The organism is Nitrococcus mobilis Nb-231 (genome assembly GCF_000153205.1).
Taxonomy (GTDB): domain Bacteria; phylum Pseudomonadota; class Gammaproteobacteria; order Nitrococcales; family Nitrococcaceae; genus Nitrococcus; species Nitrococcus mobilis.
Genome location: NZ_CH672427.1, coordinates 2,222,206 through 2,246,482, shown reverse-complemented (window position 1 = coordinate 2,246,482; position 24,277 = coordinate 2,222,206). Strand labels below are relative to the sequence as shown.

Annotated in this window: 20 protein-coding genes and 1 pseudogene; 14 read left to right on the top strand and 7 right to left on the bottom strand. The window is 60.6% G+C overall.

The genetic code is table 11. From position 1 onward, the window contains the following. Positions 1–15 precede the first annotated feature (15 nt). The 8 genes from NB231_RS10220 (at position 16) to glmS (ending at position 9,010) form a co-directional block, all read left to right on the top strand. Entirely contained in the window at positions 16–480 is a 465-nt protein-coding gene (locus tag NB231_RS10220; protein WP_005002468.1) for a F0F1 ATP synthase subunit B, read from the top strand. Between the two features lie 10 nt (positions 481–490). Next, positions 491–1,021: a F0F1 ATP synthase subunit delta gene (locus NB231_RS10215; protein ID WP_040662201.1), complete on the top strand. Its 531-nt coding sequence runs from the start codon at positions 491–493 to the stop codon at positions 1,019–1,021. Between the two features lie 62 nt (positions 1,022–1,083). Continuing rightward, on the top strand, positions 1,084–2,628 hold the full coding sequence (gene atpA / locus NB231_RS10210) for a F0F1 ATP synthase subunit alpha (protein WP_005002462.1): 1,545 nt from the start codon (positions 1,084–1,086) through the stop codon (positions 2,626–2,628). 97 nt (positions 2,629–2,725) lie between these two features. Continuing rightward, positions 2,726–3,586 carry a F0F1 ATP synthase subunit gamma gene (gene atpG, locus NB231_RS10205; protein WP_005002459.1) on the top strand — a complete coding sequence of 287 codons (861 nt, stop codon included), beginning with the start codon at positions 2,726–2,728 and terminating at the stop codon, positions 3,584–3,586. A gap of 99 nt (positions 3,587–3,685) precedes the next feature. Beyond that, complete coding sequence (gene atpD / locus NB231_RS10200; protein ID WP_005002456.1) at positions 3,686–5,083, top strand: F0F1 ATP synthase subunit beta; 1,398 nt, start codon at positions 3,686–3,688, stop codon at positions 5,081–5,083. 128 nt (positions 5,084–5,211) lie between these two features. After that, complete coding sequence (locus NB231_RS10195) at positions 5,212–5,637, top strand: F0F1 ATP synthase subunit epsilon (RefSeq protein WP_005002453.1); 426 nt, start codon at positions 5,212–5,214, stop codon at positions 5,635–5,637. A 113-nt stretch (positions 5,638–5,750) separates the two neighbouring features. Then, positions 5,751–7,121, top strand: coding sequence for a bifunctional UDP-N-acetylglucosamine diphosphorylase/glucosamine-1-phosphate N-acetyltransferase GlmU (gene glmU / locus NB231_RS10190; RefSeq protein WP_005002451.1), 1,371 nt, complete (start codon positions 5,751–5,753; stop codon positions 7,119–7,121). A 56-nt stretch (positions 7,122–7,177) separates the two neighbouring features. Further along, on the top strand, positions 7,178–9,010 hold the full coding sequence (gene glmS, locus NB231_RS10185) for a glutamine--fructose-6-phosphate transaminase (isomerizing) (RefSeq protein ID WP_040662198.1): 1,833 nt from the start codon (positions 7,178–7,180) through the stop codon (positions 9,008–9,010). 30 nt (positions 9,011–9,040) lie between these two features. On the opposite strand, the gene NB231_RS10180 is transcribed toward glmS, so the two are convergent. The 3 genes and pseudogenes from NB231_RS10180 to NB231_RS16920 form a co-directional block, all read right to left on the bottom strand. After that, positions 9,041–9,466, bottom strand: coding sequence for a hypothetical protein (locus tag NB231_RS10180; RefSeq protein WP_005002449.1), 426 nt, complete (start codon positions 9,464–9,466; stop codon positions 9,041–9,043). An 87-nt stretch (positions 9,467–9,553) separates the two neighbouring features. Then, positions 9,554–10,050, bottom strand: a pseudogene (locus tag NB231_RS17775) (transposase); the annotation flags it as partial. A gap of 109 nt (positions 10,051–10,159) precedes the next feature. Further along, the gene (locus NB231_RS16920; protein WP_050756093.1) at positions 10,160–11,137 is read right to left on the bottom strand and encodes a lysophospholipid acyltransferase family protein; all 978 of its coding nucleotides are present in this window, start codon (positions 11,135–11,137) and stop codon (positions 10,160–10,162) included. Positions 11,138–11,769: 632 nt separating this feature from the next. On the opposite strand from NB231_RS16920, the gene NB231_RS10165 reads away from it, so the two are divergent. Together NB231_RS10165 and uvrD are read left to right on the top strand one after the other, a co-directional pair. Further along, positions 11,770–12,717, top strand: a complete 948-nt coding sequence (locus tag NB231_RS10165) for a LysR substrate-binding domain-containing protein (protein ID WP_005002438.1) — start codon at positions 11,770–11,772, stop codon at positions 12,715–12,717. Between the two features lie 129 nt (positions 12,718–12,846). Further along, the gene (uvrD, locus tag NB231_RS10160) at positions 12,847–15,039 is read left to right on the top strand and encodes a DNA helicase II (RefSeq protein WP_232210445.1); all 2,193 of its coding nucleotides are present in this window, start codon (positions 12,847–12,849) and stop codon (positions 15,037–15,039) included. Between the two features lie 54 nt (positions 15,040–15,093). On the opposite strand, the gene NB231_RS16915 is transcribed toward uvrD, so the two are convergent. Together NB231_RS16915 and NB231_RS10150 are read right to left on the bottom strand one after the other, a co-directional pair. After that, a complete protein-coding gene (locus NB231_RS16915) occupies positions 15,094–15,477 on the bottom strand; it encodes a DUF2782 domain-containing protein (protein WP_005002433.1) in 384 nt (127 codons plus the stop codon). An 11-nt stretch (positions 15,478–15,488) separates the two neighbouring features. Further along, complete coding sequence (locus tag NB231_RS10150) at positions 15,489–16,214, bottom strand: LOG family protein (protein ID WP_156776977.1); 726 nt, start codon at positions 16,212–16,214, stop codon at positions 15,489–15,491. A gap of 220 nt (positions 16,215–16,434) precedes the next feature. Here NB231_RS10150 and polA point away from each other — a divergent pair, with 220 nt between their 5' ends. Then, on the top strand, positions 16,435–19,131 hold the full coding sequence (gene polA, locus NB231_RS10145; protein WP_005002427.1) for a DNA polymerase I: 2,697 nt from the start codon (positions 16,435–16,437) through the stop codon (positions 19,129–19,131). Between the two features lie 273 nt (positions 19,132–19,404). On the opposite strand, the gene yihA is transcribed toward polA, so the two are convergent. After that, positions 19,405–20,046, bottom strand: a complete 642-nt coding sequence (gene yihA, locus NB231_RS10140; protein WP_050756164.1) for a ribosome biogenesis GTP-binding protein YihA/YsxC — start codon at positions 20,044–20,046, stop codon at positions 19,405–19,407. 217 nt (positions 20,047–20,263) lie between these two features. Between yihA and NB231_RS10135 the strand changes: the two genes are divergently transcribed. The 3 genes from NB231_RS10135 to NB231_RS10125 all read left to right on the top strand — a co-directional run bounded on the left by NB231_RS10135 (position 20,264) and on the right by NB231_RS10125 (position 22,638). Next, positions 20,264–20,899 (top strand): c-type cytochrome, encoded by a 636-nt coding sequence (locus NB231_RS10135; RefSeq protein ID WP_005002423.1) that lies wholly within the window; start codon positions 20,264–20,266, stop codon positions 20,897–20,899. A 198-nt stretch (positions 20,900–21,097) separates the two neighbouring features. Next, the gene (locus NB231_RS10130; protein ID WP_005002421.1) at positions 21,098–21,730 is read left to right on the top strand and encodes a thiol:disulfide interchange protein DsbA/DsbL; all 633 of its coding nucleotides are present in this window, start codon (positions 21,098–21,100) and stop codon (positions 21,728–21,730) included. A 92-nt stretch (positions 21,731–21,822) separates the two neighbouring features. After that, complete coding sequence (locus NB231_RS10125) at positions 21,823–22,638, top strand: endonuclease/exonuclease/phosphatase family protein (protein WP_232210444.1); 816 nt, start codon at positions 21,823–21,825, stop codon at positions 22,636–22,638. A gap of 71 nt (positions 22,639–22,709) precedes the next feature. Here NB231_RS10125 and NB231_RS16910 read toward each other — a convergent pair whose 3' ends face one another. Continuing rightward, positions 22,710–24,134 (bottom strand): GGDEF domain-containing protein, encoded by a 1,425-nt coding sequence (locus NB231_RS16910; protein ID WP_005002417.1) that lies wholly within the window; start codon positions 24,132–24,134, stop codon positions 22,710–22,712. Between the last annotated feature and the right edge of the window lie 143 nt (positions 24,135–24,277).

Sequence of the window (24,277 nt, the reverse complement as noted above, 5' to 3'; positions counted from 1 at the left end):
ATAGGAGTTCCCGAGGTGAATCTGACCTTGTTTGGCCAGTTGGCCAGCTTTGCATTGTTTTCGTACTTGGTTTACCGCTTCCTTTGGGATCCAATCACGAACATGCTGGAGGAGCGGCGCAAGCGGGTCGCCGACGGACTCGCGGCGGCCGAACGCGGGCAGCGCGAGCAGGAACTGGCCGAGAAGCACGCTCGTGAAGTGCTGCTTGAGGCAAAGGAGCAGGCCAACGAGATTATCGCGAATGCCCAGCGGCGTGCCGATGAAATTGTCGAAGGGGCGAAGGATGACGCGCGTATCGAGGGAGAGCGCATCGTGTCGGCGGCTCGCTCCGAGGTTGATCAGCAGATCAATCTTGCTCGAGAAGGGTTGCGGCGTGAAGTCGTGGCATTGGCGATCGAGGGTGCCGAGCAAGTGTTGAAGCGCAAGATCGACGCTAAGACGAACAGCGAAGCCCTCGAGAAGTTGGCAGCGCAGCTCTAGAGCGGGAAATATGACAGATAGAAGCACGGCACGTCCTTATGCAATTGCGGCCTTCCGCCAGGCACAAGAGGAAGGGGCAGTGGAGCGGTGGTCCGAGATGCTGCGGTTGTTCCGGGCCGTGGTGTCGGATCCTGCGATGGCGGAGATCATCGCTAATCCGCGGGTCGAACGGACCAAGCTCATCGAGCTGATCTCGAACATCGGTGGTAAGACATTCGCCAAGACGACCCACAATTTCCTCAAAGTGCTGGTCTACCACGGGCGCCTTACTCTGGTGCCGGAGATTGCCGAGCTTTTTGAAGAGCAACGGCGTGACGAGGAGGGCAAAGCCCGCGTCGAAGTCGTCTCGGCGTTCAAGCTTTCGCCGACGCACGCCGACGCCATCGCGCAAGCAATGACAAAGCGCCTTGACCGGGAGGTGGATCTCACGATCCGAATCGATAAATCGATCATCGGTGGTGTGATCGTCCGTGCCGGTGACCTTGTCATCGACGCCTCGCTGCGTGGCAGGCTGCAGCAGCTTGCCCAGGAGTTAAGCTAGCACAACCCTTGGCGTTGATGAGTCCGGCGCGAGTCATAGGCCATAACAACAGAGGTCCGGCCATGCAACCACTTAGTGCGACAGAAATCAGCGATCTTATCAAGAAGAAGATCGAGCGTTTCGATATCGGCGTAGAGGCACGCAGCGAAGGCGCCGTGCTCACGCTCACCGATGGCATCGCTCGGCTGCATGGGCTGAGTCAAGTCATGCAGGGGGAGATGATCGAGTTCCCGGGCGCAACCTACGGGCTGGCGCTGAACCTCGAGCGTGACTCCGTTGGTGCGGTTATTCTGGGCGACTATGAGCACATCAAAGAAGGCGATGTCGTCAAGTGCACCGGCCGTATCATCGAAGTCCCGGTTGGATCGGGTCTGCTGGGGCGGGTAGTGAATGCGCTTGGGCAGCCCATCGACGGCAAAGGGGAAATCGAGCACGACGGCACCTCGCCGATCGAGAAGGTCGCACCCGGCGTGATTTCCCGCCAATCGGTGAGCCAACCGGTGCAGACCGGTCTCAAAGCGATTGATGCCATGGTACCGATCGGTCGTGGGCAGCGTGAATTGATCATCGGCGATCGCCAGACCGGCAAGACCGCGGTGGCGGTGGACGCGATCATCAACCAAAAAAATACCGGCATCAAATGCATTTACGTCGCCGTGGGCCAAAAAGCCTCGTCCATTGCGGCGGTGGTGCGCAAGCTTGAGGAACACGACGCACTGGACCACACCATCGTGGTTGCGGCGACGGCCTCGGAATCCGCTGCGATGCAATACATCGCGCCCTATGCCGGTTGCAGCATGGGCGAGTATTTCCGAGATCGAGGCGAGGATGCGCTGATCATCTTTGATGATTTGACCAAGCAAGCCTGGGCCTACCGACAGGTGTCGCTGCTGTTACGGCGCCCGCCTGGGCGGGAGGCGTATCCGGGCGACGTGTTTTATCTGCACTCGCGACTGCTCGAGCGTGCCGCGCGCATCAACGCCGACGAGGTGGAGAAGCTCACCAAAGGAAAGGTCAAGGGACGTACCGGATCGCTCACCGCGCTGCCGATCATCGAGACGCAAGCCGGCGATGTCTCGGCTTTCGTGCCGACCAATGTGATTTCTATTACGGATGGGCAGATCTTTCTCGAATCCGATCTGTTCAATGCCGGTATCCGGCCGGCCATCAACGCCGGTCTCTCAGTCTCTCGTGTGGGCGGGGCGGCGCAGACCGGCATCATCAAAAAGCTCGGTGGCGGCGTACGCTTGGCGTTGGCACAGTACCGAGAGTTGGCCGCCTTCGCGCAGTTCGCCTCGGACCTCGATGAAACCACCCGTCGGCAGCTCGAGCATGGCCAACGGGTGACCGAGCTTATGAAGCAGAAGCAGTATTCGCCAATGAGCGTGGCGGCCATGGCGGTTTCGTTGTTTGCCGTAGACCGCGGTTATCTCGAGGATGTGGATCTGAGCAAGGTCGGTGATTTTGAAGCGGCGTTGCAGGCCTATATGGACTCCGAGCAGACCGAGTTGATGCGCGAGATCAATGAAAACCCGCAATTCAACGAGCAAATCGAAGCCAAGCTCAAGGCGGCGCTGGAAAATTTCAAACAGCGCTATTCTTGGTAGCCTTCGATTGATTCGGATCTGGGCAAAAAGACGGCCTCGCCTTCGCTGAGCGAGGCGACAAGCGCCGATTTCGATAGTGAGATTAAGCGGGTGAGTCATGGCCGCCGGTAAAGAGATACGAACGCAGATTCGCAGCATCCAAAATACGCAGAAGATCACGCGTGCCATGGAGATGGTGGCGGCGAGCAAGATGCGGCGTGCCCAAGAGCGCATGAGCGCGGCCCGCCCGTACGCCGATAAGCTGCGCAACGTCATCGGGCATATCGCCAATGCTCATCCGGAGTATAAGCACCCGTTCATGCTCGAGCGCGAGGTGCGGAGGGTAGCGTTTATCGTTATCTCCACTGATCGCGGGCTATGCGGTGGATTGAACGCGAACGAGTTCCGTCAGCTACTCCGCGAGATGCAGCAGTGGCGTAAACAGAACGTGGAGATGGAATTCGGCGTCATTGGCAACAAGGCGACCATGTTTCTCCGGCGCATACGGGCGCACGTCATCGCGCAAACCACGCACTTGGGTGATGCTCCGGGGGTCAGTGATGTCATCGGGGCGGTGAAGGTGGCACTCGATGCCTACAGCGAGGGACGCGTCGACCGTCTCTATCTCGTGTACAACCGCTTCATCAACTCGATGACGCAGCGCCCCGAGATCGAGCAGTTACTGCCGCTGGTGCCCTCCGAGGAGGTGGAGCTCAAACACTATTGGGACTACCTCTACGAGCCCGGTTCGCAAGAAGTGCTGCAGCACGTACTGGTGCGCTATATCGAGGCTCTGGTCTATCAGGGCGTGGTCGAGAATATTGCCTGCGAGCAGGCCGCCCGCATGGTTGCGATGAAAGCGGCGTCCGATAACGCCGGCAATCTCATCGAAGAGCTGCAGCTCGTCTACAACAAGGCAAGACAAGCGGCAATTACCAAAGAGCTATCCGAAATCGTGGCGGGTGCAGCCGCCGTTTAACGGTCGGTTAGCGTGGGCAACCGGGTCGGATGTGGACGGCGGCTCACTCCGGCGCAAACAAAAGCGCGGTAGCTCCGGCTTGAGGAAAAGGAAACGGATATGAATGCAGGAAACGTGGTCCAGATCATCGGTGCCGTGGTGGACGTGGAGTTTCCCTACGAGGCCGTGCCGAAGGTCTACGACGCGCTTTTGATCGATGGGCAAGAGTTGACGCTCGAGGTGCAACATCAGATCGGCGGCGGCGTGGTGCGCACGATCGCAATGGGCAGCACCGACGGCTTGCGTCGAGGCGTTAAGGTGTCGAACACCGGTGCACCGATTTCGGTGCCGGTGGGGGTGAAGACGCTCGGTCGCATTATGGATGTGCTCGGGCGTCCGGTCGATGAACGCGGACCAGTCGGCGCTAAGGAGACGATGTCGATTCATCGTCAGGCGCCGGCGTTTGACGAGCTTGCCGCAAGCACCGAGCTGCTGGAGACGGGCATCAAGGTGATCGACTTGATCTGCCCGTTCGCCAAGGGCGGTAAGGTGGGGCTGTTCGGCGGCGCCGGCGTGGGCAAGACCGTCAATATGTTGGAGCTGATTAACAACATCGCCAAGGAACATGGCGGCTTGTCGGTGTTTGCCGGCGTTGGTGAGCGGACCCGTGAAGGCAATGATTTTTACCATGAAATGGCGGAATCCGGTGTCATCAAGCTCGACGATCTACCGGAATCCAAAGTGGCGATGGTATACGGGCAGATGAACGAGCCGCCGGGTAACCGCCTGCGGGTGGCGCTCAGTGGTCTTACCATGGCCGAGTATTTTCGTGACGAAGGCCGTGACGTGTTGTTGTTCATCGACAACATCTACCGCTACACGCTCGCTGGCGTCGAGGTCTCGGCGCTGCTCGGCCGGATGCCTTCCGCCGTAGGTTACCAGCCCACTCTGGCCGAAGAGATGGGCAAGCTGCAGGAGCGTATTACCTCGACTAAAACCGGCTCCATCACCTCGATTCAGGCGGTGTACGTACCGGCCGACGACCTGACCGACCCGTCTCCGGCGACCACTTTCGGGCACCTGGATGCAACCGTGGTGCTCTCGCGCCAAATTGCCGAGCTCGGCATCTATCCGGCCGTCGACCCGCTCGACTCCACCAGCCGTCAGCTCGACCCACTGGTCGTAGGTCAGGAGCATTATCAGGTGGCGCGCCAAGTGCAGGGTACATTGCAGCGCTATAAGGAGTTGAAGGACATCATCGCCATTCTCGGCATGGACGAGCTTTCGGATGAGGACAAACTGATAGTCGCGCGGGCGCGCAAGATTCAGCGCTTCCTTTCGCAGCCGTTTTTCGTGGCTGAGATCTTTACCGGAGCACCCGGCAAGTATGTGAGCCTCAAAGACACCATCGCCGGTTTCAAGGCCATCGTCGAAGGCGGAATGGACGATCTGCCGGAGCAAGCGTTCTACATGGTGGGCTCCATTGAAGAGGCGGCGCAGAAGGCCAAAACGCTCTAGTGGCCGTGCCGATTCGGCACAACTTCGATAAGTTGGATCTTGGGGAGCCGCGGCAAGGGCCGTCGTACTTTGGGATGCCGGAGAAAAGAGCGCCAGCTCCATGCTAGCGCTCTACAAGGGGTATAGACATGGCTATGACCATCCATGTGGACATCGTTAGCAGTGAATCGGCGATTTTCTCCGGCCCGGCGTTGATGGTGTTCGCCCCGGCCTCCATGGGAGAGGTGGGGATCACACCGCGCCATTCCCCCCTGATCACGGCGCTCCGGCCGGGCGAGGTTCGAGTGCAGCCCGCCGAGGGCGACGAGGAAGTCTTTTACGTTTCGGGCGGGATTCTTGAAGTGCAGCCACATGTCGTGACCGTACTTTCCGATACCGCACTGCGGGCCATCGATGTCGACGAGGCGGCGGCCCTTGCCGCCAAAGAGCATGCCGAACAGGCTATCCAAGATCGACAATCGGAGATCGACTATGCGCGTGCCCAAGCCGAGCTCGCGCAGGCCGTGGCACAGCTGCGCACCCTTGAGCGGCTACGGCGTCGACGCGGCTCGTAGCGCGGTGTTAGCGGGGACTCCGATCCGGGATCGACACGCGGGGCTGCCCCTAGCGCTGCAAATCCGCTAAGCTGGAGCCCTACTGCCGAGGGCGAAGGGAGGGTCGCCAAGCAATGCTCAGCGTGGTCGTGCTTGCCGCCGGGCAGGGAACCCGGATGCGCTCGAGTTTACCCAAAGTACTCCATCCCATCGCCGGCCGGCCGATGCTCGGTTATGTGCTCGACGCCGCGCGGGCGCTACAACCCGCCGCCCTATACGTGGTTCATGGTCATGGTGGGGAGCAGGTACGTGCGGCGTTGCCCGACCCGGATATCCACTGGGTAGAGCAGGCGCCGCCGCGCGGAACGGGGCATGCGCTGCAACGAGCCATGCCGACGATTGCCGATGATCAGCAAGTGCTCGTGCTCTGCGGCGACGTGCCGTTGGTGCGCGTGCAGACCCTGCAGAAGCTCAGGCAGGCGGCCGGCGCGGGCCTCGGCTTACTCACGGTGCAGTTGGCCGATCCCAGTGGCTATGGCCGGATCGTGCGCACATCATCCGGCGGTGTCGCGGCGATTGTCGAGGAACGCGATGCCAGCGCGGCGCAGCGTGCCATTCAAGAGGTGAACACCGGCATCCTCTGTTTGCCGGCGGGTCGTGCGCGTGGTTGGTTGAATGCACTGCACTGCGACAATGCCCAGGGAGAGTATTATCTGACCGATGTCGTCGCCTTGGCCCGCCGAGATGGTGTCGACGTACAGGCTCTGACAGTCGACGATCCAAGCGAGGTGCAGGGGGTCAATGACCGTGCTCAGCTCGCTTGGTTGGAACGAGTTTATCAGCAACGTGAGGCGCAGCGGCTCATGAGCTCGGGGGTCAGCCTCATGGATCCGGCGCGATTCGATCTACGTGGCCGGCTCGTTTGCGGCACCGATGTGACGATCGATGTCAACTGCATCTTCGCAGGCGATGTGGAAATCGCTGCCGGCGTCTACATCGGACCAAATTGCTTGATTCGGGATAGCCGAATCGGCGTCGATGCCCACATCGCCGGGCACTGTGACATAAACGGCGCGATAATCGAGGGCGCCTGCCAGGTGGGTCCCTTTGCTCGCTTGCGCCCGGGTACCCGGCTGGCAGCCGACGCCAAGGTGGGTAATTTCGTCGAAACCAAGAACAGCGCCATCGGCCAGGGTTCCAAGGTCAACCATCTCTCCTATGTCGGTGATTCCGAGCTCGGTGCGGGCGTCAACGTGGGGGCCGGCACCATCACCTGCAATTACGACGGCGCCAATAAACACCGCACCGTAGTCGAAGACAATGCGTTTATCGGTTCCGGTACCCAATTGGTTGCGCCGGTACGGGTTGGTCAGGGCGCGACCATCGGCGCCGGCTCGACGATTCGACGCGATACACCGGCGGGCACGCTTACAGTGTCAGGGACAGCACAGAGAACGATAACCGGCTGGCGGCGGCCCCAAAAGAAACCTAAGTCGGAGGCCTAATGCGGCCGAGGGCACTACACTAGCGTCGCAGTTTATAAAGCGGGGGAGCCAACGCCATGTGTGGAATAGTGGGGGTGGTAGCCGAGCGCGACGCCGTGGCCATTCTGCTCGAAGGGCTCAGGCGGCTCGAATACCGCGGCTATGATTCCGCCGGCCTGGCGGTGCTGGATGCGGGCCAACGCTTGCAACGCCATCGCACGATCGGCAAGGTGGCCGCTTTGACGGCGGCTCAGGCCGCCCAACCCGTGTACGGCCACACGGGCATTGCACACACGCGCTGGGCTACCCACGGCGCACCCACCGAATTCAATGCGCACCCGCATATCGCATGCGATGAGGTCGCGGTGGTGCACAACGGCATTATCGAGAACCATGAAGCCTTGCGCCGCGAGCTGCGCGCACAAGACTATGCATTCCACTCGCAGACCGACACCGAGGTCATCGTCAACGAAATTCATGCGCAGCTGGCCGCGACCGGCGATCTCGGCCAAGCCGTTGCCCGCACGGTGCAACGCCTGGAGGGCGCCTATGCCTTGGGGGTCATCAGTTCCCGCGCGCCCGGTCGGTTGATCGCGGCCCGCAAGGGCAGCCCCTTGATTATAGGAGTCGGAATCGGCGAGCATTTCATCGCCTCCGATATTTCCGCCCTGTTGCCGGTGACGCAGCGATTCATTTTGCTCGAGGACGGCGACATTGCCGAGCTCTCCTGCGAGCGGGTGGTAATCCGCGACCGCAACGGCGTAACGGTCAACCGACCCGTACAGACCTCCGAGCTCAGCGCGCAAGCTGTTGACCGCGGTCACTATCGACACTTCATGCTCAAAGAAATCCACGAGCAGCCGCGTGCGGTGAGTGAAACCTTGGAAGGGCGCCTCTCGCAGAGCCGCGTATTGGAGGAAGCCTTCGGTTCCGAGGTGGGTGCCATTCTCGACCGAGTCGAACGTGTTCAGATTGTTGCCTGCGGGACCAGCTATCATGCCGGCTTGGTTGCCCGTTATTGGTGTGAGAGTCATGCTGGCGTGCCCTGCGATGTGGAGGTGGCAAGTGAGTTCCGCTACCGTTCGCACGTGCTCGCGCCGGCGACTCTGCTCGTTACCATCTCGCAATCGGGTGAGACGGCGGATACGCTCGCGGCCCTGCGCGACGCTCGGGAGCGGGGCTATTTGGCGACGCTCGCCATCTGCAACGTGCCACAGAGTTCCCTCGTGCGCGAATCCGACCTGATTTTGATGACGCGGGCGGGGCCCGAGATCGGAGTCGCCTCCACCAAAGCTTTCACCACACAGCTCACTGCTTTGTTGCTGCTGATCATCGCGCTCGGTCGGCGCCATAAACTCTCGGCCGATTGTGAAGCCGCTTTCGTCCGCGCTCTGCACAATCTGCCCCGGCAGCTCGAAGCGGCACTGGCCCTGGAACCATCGATCGAAGCACTGGCTGAAGAGTTCGTCGACAAACGCCATAGCCTTTTCCTCGGCCGCGGCGTTCAATACCCCATCGCCATGGAGGGCGCGCTCAAGCTCAAGGAAATTTCCTACATCCATGCCGAGGCCTATCCCGCCGGCGAGCTCAAGCACGGGCCGTTGGCGCTGGTGGACGCCGAGATGCCAGTGGTGACCGTCGCCCCCAACGACGAGCTGATCGAGAAACTGAAGTCCAACCTCCAGGAGGTCCGAGCCCGCGGCGGGCGCTTGTACGTCTTTGCTGACGCGGCCACGGCCATCGCCACCGAAGACGGCTACGTGGTGCAAACGGTACCGCAGAGCGATGAGATCACCGCGCCGATTGTCTACACCATACCGCTGCAGCTGCTGGCCTATCACGTGGCGGTATTCAAGGGCACGGACGTGGATCAGCCGCGCAATCTCGCCAAGTCGGTCACCGTGGAGTAGCGGGCAAGGGCGTGGTATATAGAACCTGCACTACGTCAAGTCCTGCCCAGCGCGGCGCACATACTCCAGAAGCTTTTGGAAACGTGGACCAGCCTCTAATTGAGGCTTTTTATCTCGGATCAATTTCAGGCAATTCGCCAAATCGTCCGGTATCCATTGCGTGCCCTCGCCGATTATCAGATTCAAGAAGGTGAGCGCGTCGGCAGGGAACTCTCGGCATAGTCCGGCTTGGTGCAGTCGCTGCACTGGATAATCAGGGTCTTGCAACGGCTGCAGCCAGTGCCGAAGCTCCTCCAATGCCTCTGGAAATGCTTCCTGTGCGGCGATGCACAGCCTGGCAAGATTTTCCGAGACTGTCGGAGTCGCTAGGTCGCGCGATTTCGGCCAGATCGAGCGCAAGTACGGCCGCACACGGTTTTTCCAATAGTCGACGCGCTGCTCGCCCGCACTTCCCAATGCGTGCGCCAACGCCTGAGCTGCATTTTGCAGGCCCTCTGCTGGCAGGGCCCGCGTCGCGCTGGCGAGTTCCCTCTTAGAGCCTGTTTACAATCTCCGGAGCAACAGTGCCAAGAACGCCAGATGGACGAACTGCAGACTTGGTATTGAGCGTACGCTCGCAGTTCTTCCATAAGCGACGGCATTTTTCCAGCCAGCCGAAGGAGCGTTCCACGACCCAACGCTGGGGCAGCACGGTAAAGGTGTGCGCTTCGTTGCGTTTGACCACCTGTACCGCCGCCTGAAGCTTCTTCTGTACGGCTTGCGCAAAAGGGCGCCCCGTGTAGCCCCCATCCACTCTGAACCGACTGCAGATTCGATGCGCAGCGATCCATGGCCGCCAAGGCCCCTTTGCGGTCGGTCACATCCACTGTGGTGATCGCAATGGCATGCGGCAACCCTTGGGTATCCACCGCAATAGGGCGCTTGATTCCCGAGACCTTCTTGCCCGCGTCATATCCCTTGTGTTCGGCGCTGTCCGTGTTCTTCACACTCTGTGCATCAACGATCAAGAAGCTCGTTGTGGCGCTGCGTCCCTCGGGTACGAGCCGCGCGAATCTGATTTTTTTAGCCAGGGGCTATGCGACAACATACTCAATCTCGACAGGGTGTTGGCCTATGAAGGGCTATGGTATTGAACGGCCTGGAAAGTTATCAACCGCGGGGTCGCCCCGTATCGCTGCTCATGCCAGAGGAATTGGCATACACTGCGCGCGGCCAGCGTCGCCCAAAGCACATCCATTGCTCGGGGTCCTCCCGAATCCACGATTCGAAAAGATCGAGTACTTGCTGGGTCATCTGCCGCGCCTGGTCTGCAACCGGCGCATCCGGATCGCTTGGCCGGATTTCTGGACACAACGTTATGCGAAATTTCGTACCGGGCAATCTTTCGGCACGAACCGGAAAGAATCCGCAATTGTGGCGTAATGCAAGTCTCGCAGCGGTTGTATTCGCCGGCATCGGTATGCCAAAAAAGCGCAGCGGATCGCCGCTGTCGAGGCGCGTGTCGGAGGTAAGTCCGACGACGTTTCCCTGCTTCAACTCTTTTGCGAGGCCGCGCATGCAACCATCACGCGAAATGAAATTGCAAGGCAGAGCCTTGCGGAGCTTGAGAAGAAAGCCGTGTAGATACGGGTTTACATCCGGTGCGTAGACGGTGGTCATGCGCTGACCGAATGCAGCCGACAGAAAACCTCCGTATTGCCATGCGCCGATGTGCCCTGTAATCAAAACGAGCGGATGGTCCCGGTAGCTAGCGAGGTCGAGGTCGTTCGGTATTACGAATTCGAATCGTTCAGCATGTTCGGCCAAAACGCGCTTGGCAATCACCAGTTCGGCCGCCGCGATACCGAGATTGCCGCATACACCACGAGTCAGCCGTTCAATCTCGCGCTCATCTTTTTCCGGAAAAGCAACGGCCAGGTTGCGCTGTATTTTGCCTGCGAAGGGCAGCAGTGGTTTTAGATTCCTGAATATCACTTCGGCAAACCGGGTGGCCCGTTCCGGTGACATCAATTGCATTAGCCGGACCAATGATTTGACAATGAGTGCTTCGAGGATCCAGCCCACCCGGCGCAGTGCAGGCAACCTGGCGACTATCCATGCGGGTATCAGGAAATGCTTTTTTGCCATGGCCTAGTACTCCTGAGCCACAGACATAGAACCACACTATAGTGGGTTTCCGATACCAGGTGTCAAAAATGTCGGTAGCGAGCTGTTTTTATTTCAATAATTTGCATGCATCGTTTTTCTCAGGCCTCCGATCTGGTTGCAAACCTGGTTTTTGCGATAACTGCACGGCGGGCGAAGGCGTCGACGAGCGCTGAGCTCACTCGCCTCGCTCAGTCCCCCGCGCACACCGCCGCGGCCGCTTTGATGCGCATCGTTCTGGTGAGCGCACCACGTGGGTCGTCTTCGAGCCGCTGAAATTCAGGTCAAAGCCACCTCGAGAAGCAGATCGACGGCTGACCAGTGGCGCGGGCGGGCGTGAAGCGCTGGTTCGCTCAAACGAGGAGAGCGGTTATATTGCCTATGCTTGGCGTGGATTGCTCTTTAAGGATTTTTTGCGGCCTTATCGCACGGCGCGTCAATATCCAGTCGCGATTACACTCTTATAAATGTCAAAATAGCCGATTGCGCAGTGCGCGAACAAGAGAATGCATCTTTAAATGCGTCTCCAGGCGCTGGGTACGCTTTTAAACAGGATGTGAGCGAGTAATGCAATCAGCAGGGAGCTGACGTGTAGCTGCTAGAGTTGGCTGGTGATGGTACAGATCAATCTCCGAGACCTTCGCTATCTGGTTGCCGTGGCGAATCATCGCCACTTCGGCCGTGCTGCCGCGGCTTGCTACGTATCGCAACCGACGTTGAGTACCCAGCTCAAAAAGCTGGAGCAACAACTTGGCGTTCAACTCATCGAGCGCAACAGCAAGCAGGTCATGCTGACCCAGGCCGGTAAAATGATCGCCGAGCGTGCCCATCGCGTGCTCAACGAGGTGGCGGATATCGTTGATGCCGCCCGCGCCGCCGGCGACCCGATGGCCGGGGATCTGCGGCTTGGCTTGATCCCCACGGTCGGTCCCTATCTACTGCCGCACCTGATTCCGGTCCTGCGGGATGTGTGTCCACGCCTTAAGCCGCTGCTCTATGAGGAACAAACCCGGGCGCTGGTGACTCGGCTGCACCGAGGTGAGCTCGATGCCGCCCTGATGGCCGTTCCGGTCAACGACCCGAGGCTGCATTTTACCTCTCTCTTTCATGAACCCTTCTATTTGGCGCTGCCCGCGGAGCATTGGCTCGCGCGGGGCCAACACATCGAACTCGGCGACTTGGAGGGGGAACACATCCTCTTATTGGAGGAAGGCCATTGCCTACGCGACCAAGCCTTGGATGTTTGCGATTTGGCGGGGGCAAGCGATATTGCGGAGTTTCATGCGACCAGCCTGGAGACCCTGCGCCAGATGGTGGCCTTAGGCGCCGGTGTGACCTTGTTGCCGGCGTTGGCCGCTGCGGCCAACGCCGCCGTTCCCAATCATGCGGCGATCGAATTGCGGCCTTTCCAGCAACCCGTACCGCAGCGAGAAATGGCGCTTTACTGGCGCAAAGGGGCGGCCCGCGAGCCGGCTCTGCATGCTTTAGCCGACCTCATCCGGAATTTGAGCGTGGTGCGCGCCTTGCGTGAGCCGAAACAGGCGAACCACAGCGCGGCCTGATCGGTGCGGCGCTCCATACCGCACAAGACACGGCAACAGAACCGGCCGAATGTGTTCGGCGGATGGCCGAGCGGGCGATGCGGTCGCAGCTTCGTGCCGCCCTGTGGCAAGATGGGCGCGGCGAGCGGCATGGAATCAGCGATCGTGGATAGCTCCAATCTCATCGACTCCCTAAACGCGGCCCAGCGCGAGGCGGTGACCGCGCCGTGCGGCCGAACACTGGTTTTGGCCGGAGCCGGCAGCGGCAAGACCCGGGTGCTCACGCACCGGGCGGCCTGGCTGCTGCAAGCGGAGGAGGCTTCCGCCTACTCCATCCTGGCGGTGACTTTTACCAACAAGGCGGCCGCGGAGATGCGTGGACGGATTGCTGGGCTGGTAGGTATTGCCGCCGGGGGTATGTGGATCGGCACCTTCCACGGCTTGGCCCATCGGCTGCTGCGCTTGCACTGGCGGGAGGCTGGGTTGCCGCAGCACTTCCAGATTCTGGATGCCGAGGATCAGCGTCGCCTCATCCGCCGCACCCTGCGCAACCTCGAGATCGATGAGAGTCGCTGGCCGCCTCGCCAGATCCAGGGGTTTATCAATGCCCGCAAGGACGAAGGTCGCCGACCCGAGGCGCTTGAGCCGCATGATGCGTATAGCGAGCAGATGCGGCAGCTCTACCGAGCCTACGAAGAAGCGTGCCGCGCCGGTGGCGGGTTGGTGGATTTTGCCGAGCTGCTGCTGCGCTGCTATGAATTGTTGCGCCACCAGCCGGCGTTGCTCGAACACTATCGCCGCCGCTTTCGGCACATTCTGGTCGACGAATTTCAGGATACCAACCGAATTCAGTATGAATGGCTGCGCCTGCTTGCCGGTTCTGAAAGCGATGTCTTCATCGTCGGCGACGACGATCAGTCCATTTATGGCTGGCGTGGGGCACAGGTGGAGAACATGCAGCGGCTGCAGCGCGACGAGCCGAGCACGCGGGTGCTGCGCCTGGAGCAAAATTACCGATCCACGCGCACCATCTTGGCGGCCGCCAACGCGCTGATTGCCCGCAACAGCCGCCGGTTGGGCAAGCATCTGTGGACCGAGGGGGCTGCGGGCGAGCCCATCGCAGTTTACGCCGCCTTCAGTGAGCAGGATGAGGCACGCTTCGTCGTCGAGCGTATCCGTAGCTTGATCGAATCCGAGGGTTACGCCCGCAGTGATTGCGCGATCCTATACCGCTCGAATGCCCAATCGCGCGCCTTCGAAGAGACTTTGTTCGGTCGCGAGATTCCCTATCGGGTCTATGGAGGGCTGCGCTTTTTCGAACGGGCCGAGATCAAAGATGCCCTGGCTTATCTGCGGCTGCTCGTGAATCGCAACGATGATGCCTCTTTCGAGCGGGTGATCAATACGCCACCGCGTGGTATCGGCGTCAAAACCCTCGATGCGCTGCGCAGCCAGGCCCGCCAACGGCAAACAAGTCTTTGGCAGGCCGCCGGCGAGCTGTTGCGCGCCGGCGCGCTCTCCGGCCGGGCGGCGCGGGCTACCACGGCCTTTATCGAACTAATCGACCGTCTGAGTGGGCCGCTCGCCGAGCCGGCGCTCGCGGCGCGAATTGAAGTTGTATTGGCGCAGTGCGGCTTGCACGAGCACTATGCGAAGGACCGCAGCGAGCGGGGCTTGGACCGACTGGAGAACCTCGATGAGCTGATTAGCGCCGCGCGCACCTTCGAGCAAGCTCGTGAGCCGACCGATGACGAGGCGGATAGCTTGACGGCGTTTCTTGCGCATGCGGCGCTGGAGGCTGGCGAGGTTCAAGCCGGCGAGCAAGACGACGGTGTTCAGCTCATGACTCTGCATTCCGCCAAAGGCTTGGAATTTCCGGTGGTGTTTTTAGTGGGCCTCGAGGAGGGGCTATTCCCGCATAGGATGGCTTTGGATGAGCCGGGGCGACTCGAGGAGGAGCGACGGTTGTGTTATGTCGGGATCACCCGAGCCCGGCAACGGCTTTTGCTGAGCTTCGCCGAACGGCGTCGCCTGCACGGCCAGGATCATTATGGAACGGCTTCACGGTTTCTCCTGGAGCTCCCAACGGAACTGGTGCAGGAAGTGCGCGCCCGATTCAGCGTTACCCGACCGCAGACCAAGGTGCATGCCGTCGAGCCGATGGTAACCGCCGACACCGCCGCGTTCAGTCTGGGGCAGCGCGTCCGCCATGCAACCTTCGGTGAAGGTATCGTGCTCAGCTGCGAGGGCAGCGGCCCAAACACGCGCGTGCAAGTGAACTTCGCGCACAGTGGTAGCAAATGGTTGGTGGCGGCTTACGCCAATCTCAAGCCGTGCCCTTGAGACCACGCGGCTGAGAGACCTCGAGTGGGGTGGGTCATCCTGCTCTTCTGAACTTTACCAACTCAGAATCTGCCACTGCACGGTCTGGGGGATTTCCTGCAAGGGATCCTCTAGTATTTCCCCGACCCGACCATCGCCGTCGATGTCATAAAACCAATAGGGAATGCCCCCCCGGGGGATGACCTTGACGGCGTACACGCGGCCGCCGGCGCTGTATTCGTGGAACTCCGCCCCGTCGCGATGGATGATGGTAACCCCTGGCTCGATCGCCTCGCCTTTGGTCAGCTCCTGCGGCGGTGGCGGGGGAACGATGTGGGGCGCCTGCGGCGGCGAGCTCTGCCTCACCGTAGCTCCAGAGCTGTCGGCGGCCGTAACGGTGCCGCCACTGCCGAGCAGAGCGAGCGCAGCGGCGACGATGAAAACACGAGCCTGGTACATGGGTTGGCTACCTACAGATCCAACAGGATTTCCTGTTCTGCATCGGAGGGCTCGAGGCCACGGTTTTCGTAGAAATCAAAGATGGCATCCACGACCGCGCTCGGCTCGTCGAGCACCTTAAACAAGGTCAAATCCTCCGGATCGATCGCACCTTGGGCGACCAGCGTGTCGCGGAACCAATCGATCAGCCCGTCCCAGAACGGCGTGTGGACAAGGATGATGGGGATGCGCCGGGTCTTGCCGGTCTGAACCAAAGTGAGAATCTCCGCCAGCTCGTCCAGCGTTCCGAAGCCGCCCGGCAGCACGACGTAGGCCGAGGCGTATTTAACGAACATGACCTTGCGCGAGAAGAAATGCCGGAAGTGTAGCGCTATATCCTGATAAGCGTTGCCGGTTTGTTCCTGGGGCAGCTGGATGTTCAGCCCAATACTGGGCGATTTGCCCGCGAAGGCGCCGCGATTGGCGGCCTCCATAACGCCTGGGCCACCGCCGCTGACCACGGAAAACCCTGCCTGTGATAGCGCATAGGCGATTTCCTCGGCGAGCTTGTACCAGGGGTGGTTGGTCGGCGTGCGCGCCGAGCCGAACATGCTGACCGAGGGTTTGATTTGCGCCAACCGTTCGAAGCCTTCGACGAACTCGGCCATGATCTGGAAGATCTTCCAAGACTCCCGCGTCATTATGGAATCGTTGATCGGGAGACGCTCATGTTCTTTGAACTTATCGTGCTGTTTCATCGTGGCCATCGCTCCGAGTCTACCCCTGCCCCGCCCGGCGAGCGCACACTATTCAATGTAACGCCGTCCCAGTCTTTGTACCATAAATAGCGCCCCAGCCCGCTATCAAGGGTCTTCGGATACCGCGCACGGCCGCTTAGGTTGGTGTTATGATCTTCCTCCCCGCAGGCTTGGACCGGGGTCTCAATGGGTGCAACCTTTGAGGACCGGTTGTGTCGCAATGAGCGAACAATACCCCCTGTTAATCTTGGTGGACGGCTCGTCCTATCTGTACCGCGCTTATTACGCCTTGCCGCCGTTGACGACCCCCGCCGGCGAGCCGACCGGAGCGGTCTACGGCGTAGTGAGCATGCTACGCAAGTTGCTCGCCGAGTACGACACGGCTTACTTCGGCGTGGTGTTCGACGCCAAGGGTAAAACCTTCCGCGACGAGCTTTTCGAGGCCTATAAGGCTAACCGGGCACCCATGCCGGATGAGCTGCGCGTACAGCTCGAGCCGCTCAAGCGGATCGTCTGCGCCTTGGGTTTATCGCGGATCGAGATCGAGGGAGTGGAGGCCGACGATGTCATCGGCACGCTCGCGGTACGCGCCAGCGTGGCCGGGCTGCGCACTATAATCGCAACGGGCGATAAGGATATGGCCCAGATCGTCAACGACAATGTGGTGCTGCTCAACACCATGTCCGGGACGTGGCTCGATGCGGCCGCGGTGCAGGACAAATTCGGCGTGCCGCCCGAGCGGATGGTCGACTATCTAGCCCTGGTGGGGGACGCCGTCGATAACATTCCGGGCGTGCCGAGGGTGGGGCCCAAGACCGCAGCCAAGTGGCTTGGCCAGTACGGCTCGCTGGATGCCTTATTGGAGTGTGTCGATGAAATCAAGGGCAAAGTCGGGGAGAGTCTGCGTGAGCATCTCGAGCAACTCGCCCTGTCGCGGGAGCTGGCAACGATTCGCTGCGATTTGGACCTGGACCTGGACCCAAAGGCCATGCGGCCTCGGGCGCCGGACGTGGATGCGTTGGCGCGACTCTACCGGCAGCATGCGTTCAGCAGCTGGCTCACCCAGCTCGGCGACGAACACCCCGGCGCCGGCGACCCGGAGCAGGCCGCGGTCCACTACGAGACCGTGCTCGAGGAGGCTGGGCTGCAGCAATGGCTGCAACGTCTGGCGGGCGCCGAAGTATTCGCTTTCGATCTGGAGACGACCAGCCTGAACTATATGGATGCCGAGATCGTCGGCCTCTCCTTCGCGGTGGAGCCAGCGCGTGCTGCCTATGTGCCGGTGGCACATATCGGCCAAGGAGTCTCGCCACAGCTTGAGCGCGGGCACGTCCTGGAGCAACTCAGGCCATTGCTGGAGGATCCGCGCCGCGCCAAGCTGGGACAGAATCTGAAATACGACATGAGCGTGTTAGCGCATTACGATATTGCGCTGCGCGGGGTACGCTTCGACACCATGCTCGAGTCCTATATACTCGACTCCACCGCGACCCGACACGACATGGACTCGCTCGCGCTCAAATATCTGGGCCACCGGACCATCAAATTCGAGGACGTGGCCGGCAAGGGCGCCAAGCAGCTTACCTTCGACCAGGTGGCAATCGAGCGTGCCACCGAGTATGCGGCGGAAGACGCCGACATTGCCCTGCGCTTGCACCGGGTGCTTTATCCGAAGCTGCGGCAGTTACCCGGACCCGAGCGAGTCTTCCATGCCATCGAAATGCCCTTGCTTCCTGTGCTCTCGCGCATGGAACGTACCGGCGTGCTGGTAAGCCGCGAGCTTCTCGCCGCGCAGAGCGCGGAGCTCGCGCAGCGCCTGGCCGAGATCGAGGCCTCGGTATACCGTGCAGCGGGCTGCGAATTCAATCTCGGCTCGCCCAAGCAGATCCAGGCCGTACTCTATGATCGGCAGGGCTTGCCGGTGTTGGCCAAAACACCCAAAGGCGCCCCGTCCACGGCCGAGTCCGTGCTCCAGGAGCTCGCCGCCACGTACCCGTTGCCGCGTATGATCCTCGAGCACCGAGCGCTCGCGAAGCTGAAATCCACCTACACCGACAAATTGCCGTTGTTGATCCATCCCCGCACCGGACGGGTACACACCTCCTATCGGCAGGCGGTGGCCGCCACCGGGCGGCTGTCTTCCTCCGACCCCAACCTGCAGAATATTCCGGTGCGCTCACCGGAAGGGCGGCGCATCCGACGGGGTTTCATCGCGCGGCAAGGCTACCGGCTGCTGGCGGTGGACTACTCGCAGGTGGAGCTGCGGATCATGGCCCATTTCTCGGGCGATGAAAGGCTGCACCGCGCCTTCGCCGCGGGCGAGGACATTCATCGGGCCACTGCCGCGGAGGTTTTCGCTACCGCGTTGGAGCAGGTTACTGCTGAGCAACGGCGCGCGGCCAAGGCCATCAATTTCGGCCTGATCTACGGCATGTCCGCCTATGGTCTAGCGCGGCAGCTCGGCATCGAGCGCGATGCGGCGCAGCACTATGTCGAGCGTTACTTCGAACGCTATCCGGGCGTCAAGGCTTTCATGGAGCGCATTCGGCGCGAAGCGCGCGAGCGCCAGTATGTGGAGACCGTCTTCGGCCGGCGTCTCTATCTCCCGGAGATCAATGCGAGCAATGCGCAGCGCCGGCAGGCCGCAGAGCGCACCGCCATCAACGCCCCCATGCAAGGCAGCGCAGCCGATATCATCAAGCGGGCGATGGTCCGTGTGGATCAGTGGCTGCAAAGTGAACGCGAGGACGTGTTCATGGTACTTCAGGTGCACGATGAGCTGGTATTCGAGGTGCCGACGCCGGATGTGCAGGCCGTGGCCGAGCGCATCCGTGCGTTCATGGTCGGCGCGGCGGAGCTCAGCGTGCCGTTGACTGTCGAAGCCGGGTGGGGGGATAACTGGGAAGAAGCCCACTGAGCGTCGCCGGTAACGGGCGGACTCTATCCTGAGCAGCGATGCCGCACGAATGAGTTGAATGAATTCTTTGTCGTCGGCGAATGAACTTTTCTAAATTTTCTCTGTCATTAGATATAGCGCCAGTGCCCGGCGCGGCCCGCTAATCCCTCCTCTTTGCAGCGGGCCAATAACCTGGCCTTGCCCCCAAGGCTAGGTGCTTTGCCCCGGGAGACCACCCCCCATGGTCCCTGGGGCCTTTTCTTGCTCACTTCCCCGGCGGTGCCTCGTTCCGCGTCAAGACCGCGGTTGCTTAGCTGCGGCTGAGCTGTGGGCTGCGGTTTCGAGTTGCAACCACTCGTCGAGCTTGCCGTGGGCGGTTTCAATGCCCCGCGCTCGCAGCGCGGAGAATAGCTGCACGCTGGTATCGGGGTGGTCCCGTGCTAGGCACTCCGCGGTGTGCCGCAGGGCCTGTGCCGCCGGCCCCTGTTTGAGCTTGTCGGCCTTGGTCAGTAGCACGTGCACCGGCAAACCCACCGCGCCACACCAGGCGAGCAGTTGTTGATCGAGGGCGGTTAATGGGTGGCGAACGTCCATGATCAGCATCAACCCGCGCAGGGATCGCCGCCGCTGCAGATACTCTGGCAATGTCCGCTGCCAGTGGGCGCGGATCGCCTGCGGCAGTTTAGCGAAGCCATAGCCCGGCAAGTCGATCAGATAACGCTGGTCGCTAACCGGGAAAACGTTAATTTGCTGTGTTCGACCGGGTGTTTTGCTGGTGCGGGCCAGCGCCTTTTGCCCGGTGAGGGTATTAATGGCACTCGATTTCCCGGCATTGGAGCGCCCCGCAAAGGCAACCTCGCGGCCGGTATCCGGGGGGAGGTGGCGCAGATCCGGTGCGCTGAGCAGGAATCGGGCCTTGCGGTAAATTGGGTTCATCCGGTTTGCTCGCTGCGCGGCAGGCGCATTCAGGAGCCGGTTGGCTGGTGTCGTCCAGGGTGGATTTTGGAGGATAACGCCGGTGTCGTCCATGGCAGAGAAATTGACCGCTTCGGCGGCCACTGATATAAATTGCAACGACCTTGCCTCCGGCTGAACTGTTGATTGAGCCGTATCTTTGAAAAGGCAAGCGCGTCCCGAATCAGGAGAGCGCTGCATGCTGATGAAGCATTGGATCGCGTTTTTGGCTCTTATTCCGCTAAGCGCAGGGGTAATGGCCTTCGAAGGGGGGAACCCACAGGCGGGCCAACAAAAGGCCGCTGTCTGCGCGGGTTGCCACGGTAGCGATGGCAACAGCCCTTCCGGACAGTTCCCTAGCCTTGCCGGGCAGCATGCGAGCTACCTCTACGAGCAGCTGCGTTTTTTCAAAAGCGGCCAGCGCAAAAATCCGATCATGCAGCCGCAAGCGGCCAACTTGAGCGATCCGGACATGCAGGATTTGGCGGCCTATTTTGCCGGGCAGACTCTGCGGATAGGCGTGGCCGACAAGGCGCTTGTCGAGCAGGGCGAACAGCTGTTCCGTGGCGGCCTCTCGGCCAAGGGCGTGCCGGCTTGCACTGGTTGCCACGGGCCGGCCGGTATGGGCAATCCTCCCGCCAGGTATCCAAGAATCAGCGGCCAGAAAGCGGCTTACCTGGTTCAGCAGCTGCAGGATTACCGAGCCGGTAAGCGCAGCGATTATCCGCGGGGCAAGGTCATGCAAGGGGTGGCCGCCGAGCTTACCGATAAAGAGATCGAGGCGCTGGCGTCTTTCCTTTCCGGGTTGCACCTCGGTAATCAGCCGGCAAACTGACGCACGGTGCGCCCGCCGCACTTTTTTTGTGGCGTGACCGCTCGCCCCCTCCTCGAGCATGGGTCTTAATCGTGGTGGCTAGCAACCGCAGCGCGATGGCCTTGTTAGACCTTTTGGGGCTACAGCGCTGAGCGGGGCCAAGGATACGAGCACCGTGAGGGCTTGAAAGAAAGCTACCTTTTTGAAGGAGAAGCGGGTATGCGGGCGTTCGCTCTTGCGATGTTGACGTTGGCTTTGACGGCGGGCTGCGCATTTGCGCAGGACTACCAGGCCGGTAAGCAGTATCATAGGGTCGAGCCACCGCAACCGACGGCGACCGAAGATCGGATCGAGCTCGTCGAGTTCTTCTCGTACGGTTGCTCGCATTGTTTCGAATTTGCACCCAAGCTGCATAGCTGGCTGGAGCAGGCGGGCAAAGGCGTCGAGCTGGTGCGGGTGCCGGTGACTTTCGGTCGGTCGAGCTGGGCCTTGTTGGCTAAGGCCTATTACGCTGAGAAGGCTCTGAATGTGGTCGACCAGATCCATGAGCCGCTGTTTGAGGCCATTCACGTCGATGGCCGGCGCTTTGCCGACGAACAGGCGCTCGCGGAGTTCTTTGCTCAGCATGGGGTCGACCGCCAAGCGGTGTTGGATGCCTTTGATTCTTTCGCCGTCGATGTGGATCTGCGCCGCGCCGAGCGTATGGTGCGGGCCTATAAGGTGCGTGCAACGCCGTCTCTGGCCGTAGCCGGTAAGTATTTGGTAGATCCGGGTGAGACGGGGGGGCAGCAGGGCATGCTCGATGTCGTGGATTTTTTAATCGATAAGGAGCGGTCCTTACTCAAGCGCTGAGTCATTCATTACCGTGGGTTTCGGTCACGTATGGATGCGCCACCCGTTGAGACGGATGACGGCCCGTGCAAGCCAACGTGAATAGCAGCACGATGTTCGATAAAGAAAGCTTAATAGTCGATGGTAACGACGGACGTCAGGCAAGCGGTGAACGATGCCTGCGCTTGATGACCTACAATATACAAACCGGCATCGAGACCCGATTTTATCATCATTACATTACCCGCAGCTGGCGTCATCTGCTACCCGACAACAATCGGCTCAGCAATTTAGACCGCATCGGTGGGCTGATCGCCGACTTCGATATCGTCGGTCTGCAGGAGATCGACGCCGGGAGCCTGCGCAGCGGTTTCATCAACCAAGCCGCGTATTTGGCGCAACGGGGCGGTTTTCCATTTTGGCACTTCCAGACCAATCGCCGCATCGGCCGACTGGCCCGGCATAGCAATGGCGTACTTAGTCGTTTTCGGCCATTGGAGGTCCGCAATCATCGATTACCGGGCATGATTCCTGGCCGCGGCGCCTTACATCTGCGCTTCGGCGGACCTGCGGAAGGACTGGACGTCGTTTTGCTGCATTTGGCGCTCGGGCAGCGCACGCGCCTGCGCCAACTCGCCTATGTGGCTGAGTTGGTTAACGCGTGCCGGCACGTGATCGTCATGGGGGACTTGAACTGCCTCTCGCGCAGCGTGGAATTCGATTATTTAGACAAGCATACCGATCTGTGTGAGCCGATCCATAACCTGCATACTTATCCGAGTTGGCGGCCGCATCGCAACATCGATCACATCTTAGTTTCGCCTACTTTGCAGGTGCGCAGTGCCGAGGCATTGAATTACCCGCTCTCCGACCATCTGCCAGTCATCATGGAGGTGGAATTGCCGGAGTGCGTCATGCTGGTGGAATAGGGCGGCTGCATGGGCAGCTGCGGGTATGGGCCCATACAAGCTGATTGCGCTGCGTTGTGGGAACAGGCTCTTCAATTGCCGAGCGTAGTGTCCTTATCCACGATGCCTTTATCGGGCCACTGCTCGCTGGCCAAGCGAAGTTCACCCAGGCCGCTCCTTTTGGCCTCGTACATGGCTTGATCCGCTCGAGTGAAAAATTCGCGCTCGGTTTCATCACCGCGGTAGCCGGCGATGCCGCCGCTAAGAGTAATGAGCAGCCGCGTGCCGTCAAGCGTCTCGAAAGCCTTCTGCCGCAGGCGATCGCGGATGCGCGTCGCCACGATCCAGGCATCCTTTGGCTCGGTATCGGGCAGCAGCATGAGGAATTCTTCACCGCCAATGCGGTAGGCTGAATCAGCCTTGCGCCGCGACTCCTGCAGCACGTTGCCGATCAGTTGCAGCACGCGGTCGCCTTCGGCGTGTCCGAGAGAATCGTTGATATGTTTGAACTTGTCCACGTCCAGCACGACGATGGACAACGGATGACCATAACGTCGGTGGCGTTCCAACTCGTAATTTAGATCGGCACGGCATTTTCGACTGTTATAAAGCCCCGTTAAATTGTCGCTGCTGGCGAGTTCTCGGTACATCGCCTCGCTGCTCCTGAGTCGTTCCTCGACTTCGGCGCGGTGGTGCACTTCCCGGTCGGCCCGCTGATAGAGTGCGCGTAACGCGATGGCGAGGATTGCGATGAGCACGACATAGACGGCCCCGATGGGCGATAGAAAAGGCTTCAGCAGCCGTGAGAGCAGCGCACCGCGGTCGATGAGGCTAACCAGCCGCCAGCCCGGGAAAGTTATGGAATCGTGTGCCGTCACAAGCCATTCATCGCCGTGCAGCCACAGTCGCCAGGGTGAATTGCCGGCCAGAGCCGATAGTTTACGCCCCTGCAGCTCGGCGCGGGTCGTGGCAGCGACATCCCCTCCTGGATCGACCAGCAACACGGGCCCTTGATCCAGAATGGCCAGTATCGGGTTGAGCGCTGCGGCCTTGAGCCAGATCACGAGCCGTTGGCCTTCCATGGAACGCGCGGTGACCAAATACACCTCAGCCCCGTTGGGCGTGACTTGGTCCACCACCAGACGCGCCGCGGCATCGGGGTAGAGCGCGCGGGCGAGCTCCGCCGGTGGGTTGGCGAACCACTCATCTGGTCCGGAGGCGGCGATGATTTGATCCGCGCTGTTCAAGCGCAGTACGGCCTTTGCTCCGGTGGCCTGGCGCAGACCGTCCAGGTTGGGCTTGCCGATACGTGGGTTGAGTGCCACCCGGGCGGCGGTCTGCATGGCTTGCAGACGGGCATCGAGCAAACGATCCAGCAAGCGCAGCTCACGCTGGGTGATTTCCGTGGTCTCGGTGAGCTCGGCAGAATAAACCGTCAAATGGTAAATCACTACGCCGGTAATGAGGGCGATTACTGTGATTAGAGTAAGAAAGGTGAGCGATCGTTTGAGTCGCATAGGAGACCTCGGCGCCGCGTAGTCAGTTTAAACTGAACCGCCCGATGAGTTTAATGTGACACGGGTCACATTTTTTCAAGTCGGCCGCTGACGGCGTGATTGTCGAGCCGCTCGGTTGTGCGACCCTCGAGTCTGAACTAGTG